This window comes from Microcoleus sp. D2_18a_B4, from assembly GCF_036702475.1.
Taxonomy (GTDB): domain Bacteria; phylum Cyanobacteriota; class Cyanobacteriia; order Cyanobacteriales; family Microcoleaceae; genus Microcoleus.
This window is the reverse complement of the sequence record NZ_JAUBTL010000132.1, coordinates 1-2543: the sequence shown is the minus strand read 5'-3', so window position 1 is coordinate 2543 and position 2543 is coordinate 1. Positions and strand designations below refer to the sequence as shown.

Annotated in this window: 2 protein-coding genes; both read left to right on the top strand. The window is 45.1% G+C overall.

The features are described from left to right. The first annotated feature begins 134 nt into the window (after nt 1–134). Nucleotides 135–641: a hypothetical protein gene (locus QUB04_RS32275; protein WP_333290733.1), complete on the top strand. Its 507-nt coding sequence runs from the start codon at nt 135–137 to the stop codon at nt 639–641. Nucleotides 642–710: 69 nt separating this feature from the next. Continuing rightward, entirely contained in the window at nt 711–2465 is a 1755-nt protein-coding gene (locus QUB04_RS32270) for a DUF3352 domain-containing protein (RefSeq protein ID WP_333290732.1), read from the top strand. The last annotated feature ends 78 nt before the right edge of the window (nt 2466–2543 follow it).

Sequence of the window (2543 nt, the reverse complement as noted above, 5' to 3'; positions counted from 1 at the left end):
TCTGATTTTTCGCTCATCTGACTACATTATCATATTTCTCGGCGATCGCTCTCACTATTTTTTACCTGAATCCTTACCAATTACTTTACATCTTGCAGGAAAATTTGCAAGCGAATACACCAACTAATCCCACAATGGATGATGAAGATCAGGAGTTAGTTATGGCGATCGTACCCCTTTTTCAACAAAAGTTACAAGAAGCACGAGAACAAGGTCTTGTACAAGGTATTGTACAAGGTCTTGAGCAAGGAAGAGAACAAGGAATTGAACAAGGAAGAGAACAAGGACAGCGGTTGATTTTAGAGAGTTTCTTGCAGGTCAGATTTGGGGAGTTAGACCCCCTAACTCTCACTTTTGTGCGCCCGGTATCGGCTCTACCTACTGCCGAGTTTACTATGTTGTTAGTCCAATTATCTATGCTGCCGATCGCCCAAACCGATCGCCAACAAGTCCAAACTTTGCTAGCAGAAAGTGTTTTGAACAACCGTTTCAGTAAATCAGGACAATCAGAAGAACTCCCGGTTACTCTCATCCCCAATTTGCTCGGTTTATCCCCAGAGAATTTATCATTATTGTTGTCAGAATTGCCTAAATTATCCCTGGAAAATCTGATAGCTAGATTGGCAGATCGATCGACTTAAAAACTAACAAGGTGGCGATAACCTCTGCTTTTGAAACAAGTCGGGGTTCTGGGTGTATAATCAGAGACTGTGGTAATTTGTCATTTGCCGATGAAGTTGCGATCGTTCTTTTCTTTCCTCATTGCTGGCGTCTTGGCACTCTTAGGCTTGAGTGCCGGTGGTTTTTACTGGCTGACAACTCACACTCCCCTGAATTTGCTCGCCGGCGGGCCGACAACTACTCCGGCTGCGGCTGTGTTTGTCTCGAAACAAGCACCTTTGTTAGCATCAATGTTGGTAAATCCCGATCGCCTCGAAGCATTGCGGCAAGTTTTTGCCACTCCCGAAGAAAGAAGTCGATCGCACGCAGAATTTGAGCAAATCAAAAAAAGTTTCCTCGCCAATACAGGTCTGGATTACAGTCGAGATATCCAACCTTGGATAGGTGACGAAATTACCCTCGCCGTCACAACCCCTGATTTCGATGGCGACAGCAGCAACGGCAAACAAGCCGGGTTTTTGCTGGCTGTTTCCTCCCAAAAGGTCGATCGCAGCCAAAAATTTCTTGACTCCTACTGGCGCCAACAATCTCGTGGCGATAAAACAGTGCAGTCGGAAATATATAAAGGCGTGAGAATTAATTATAAACAAGCACCAAGAGCCCAGAAAAAATCTGCTTTACTTTCGCCTTTTAACCCGTTTTCTCTGCCGACTTCAAAGTTGCCATCCAGCTTCGCAACAGCAGCCATCGGCGGTAATTTAAATTCTGGTAATAACCCAAATTTTGTTTTATTTTCCAATAGCCCAATTGTGATTCGAGATGCAATTAATAACGTAGAATCAGCCAACCTAAATCTCAACAATACCCCGGAATATCAAAAAGCTTTGCAGCAGCTAACTCAAGGCAGAATCGCTTTAGCATTTGTCAATCTCCCGCAATCAGCAACCGAGCAAAATCCCCAAGTTTCTCTTAATTCCCTCGCAGTTGCTGTCGGAGTCAACCGACGGGGATTGCTGGCTCAAACTGCTTTAGTGACATCGCGAGAAAACACAGCTTCTCCAACACTCTCCGAACCTGTGAAAGCTTTGCAATACATTCCCTCAGCCAGTCCTTTCGCGGTCGCCAGCACCGACTTAAGGAATTTTTGGGCTGATTTGTCATCGGCGGTTTCCACTAACGCTGAAGTCTCAAATTTAGTCGATCGCACCCTGGGAGATATTCAGCAAGTTTGGGGCGTCAACCTGCCACAGGATATATTTGACTGGGTACAAGGAGAATACGCTTTAGCAGTGGTTCCGAATTCGTCAAATACTGCTGACTGGATTTTTGCCGCCGAAACATCTCCCGATTCCCAAAAGGCGATCGACAAACTCGATGAAATTGCCCGCAGCAAAGAATACAGCATCGGCAGCTTCACTCTCAGAAACCAGAAAATTACCGCTTGGACGCAGTTGACAACGAACCCCAATTATGGTAAAGAAAATAATAGAAAAAGTGCGATCGAAACCGAGGCAAAAGGAGTCCGAGCCACCGTCGGCAAATACGAAATTTTCACCACTTCAGTAGAAGCAATGGACGCAGCACTAGAAGCAGCAGAAACAGGCTCTTTAGTTGCCAATCAAGATTTTCAAACCAGCATTGAACCGCTACCGCCATCTAACGACGGCTATTTTTATTTAGACTGGCCCTCCAGCAGGGCAATTTGGGAAAAACAAATCCCGCTGTTGAGGTTAATTGAACTTTCGGCAAGACCATTGTTCGACCACTTGCGATCGCTCACTGTCACCAGTACGGGAGAAATAACAGGAATTCGCAAAGCTACTATATTTATGCGGCTCAATTAGTTAGGAAGAAGGAAGAAGGAAGAAGGAAGAAGGAAGAAGGAAGAAGGAAGAAGGAAGAAGGAAGAAGGAAGAAGGAAG

Excerpts from the sequence above, each read along its gene's own strand:
- QUB04_RS32275 (WP_333290733.1), top strand. The coding sequence starts at position 135 with ATGGATGATGAAGATCAGGAGTTAGTTATGGCGATCGTACCCCTTTTT.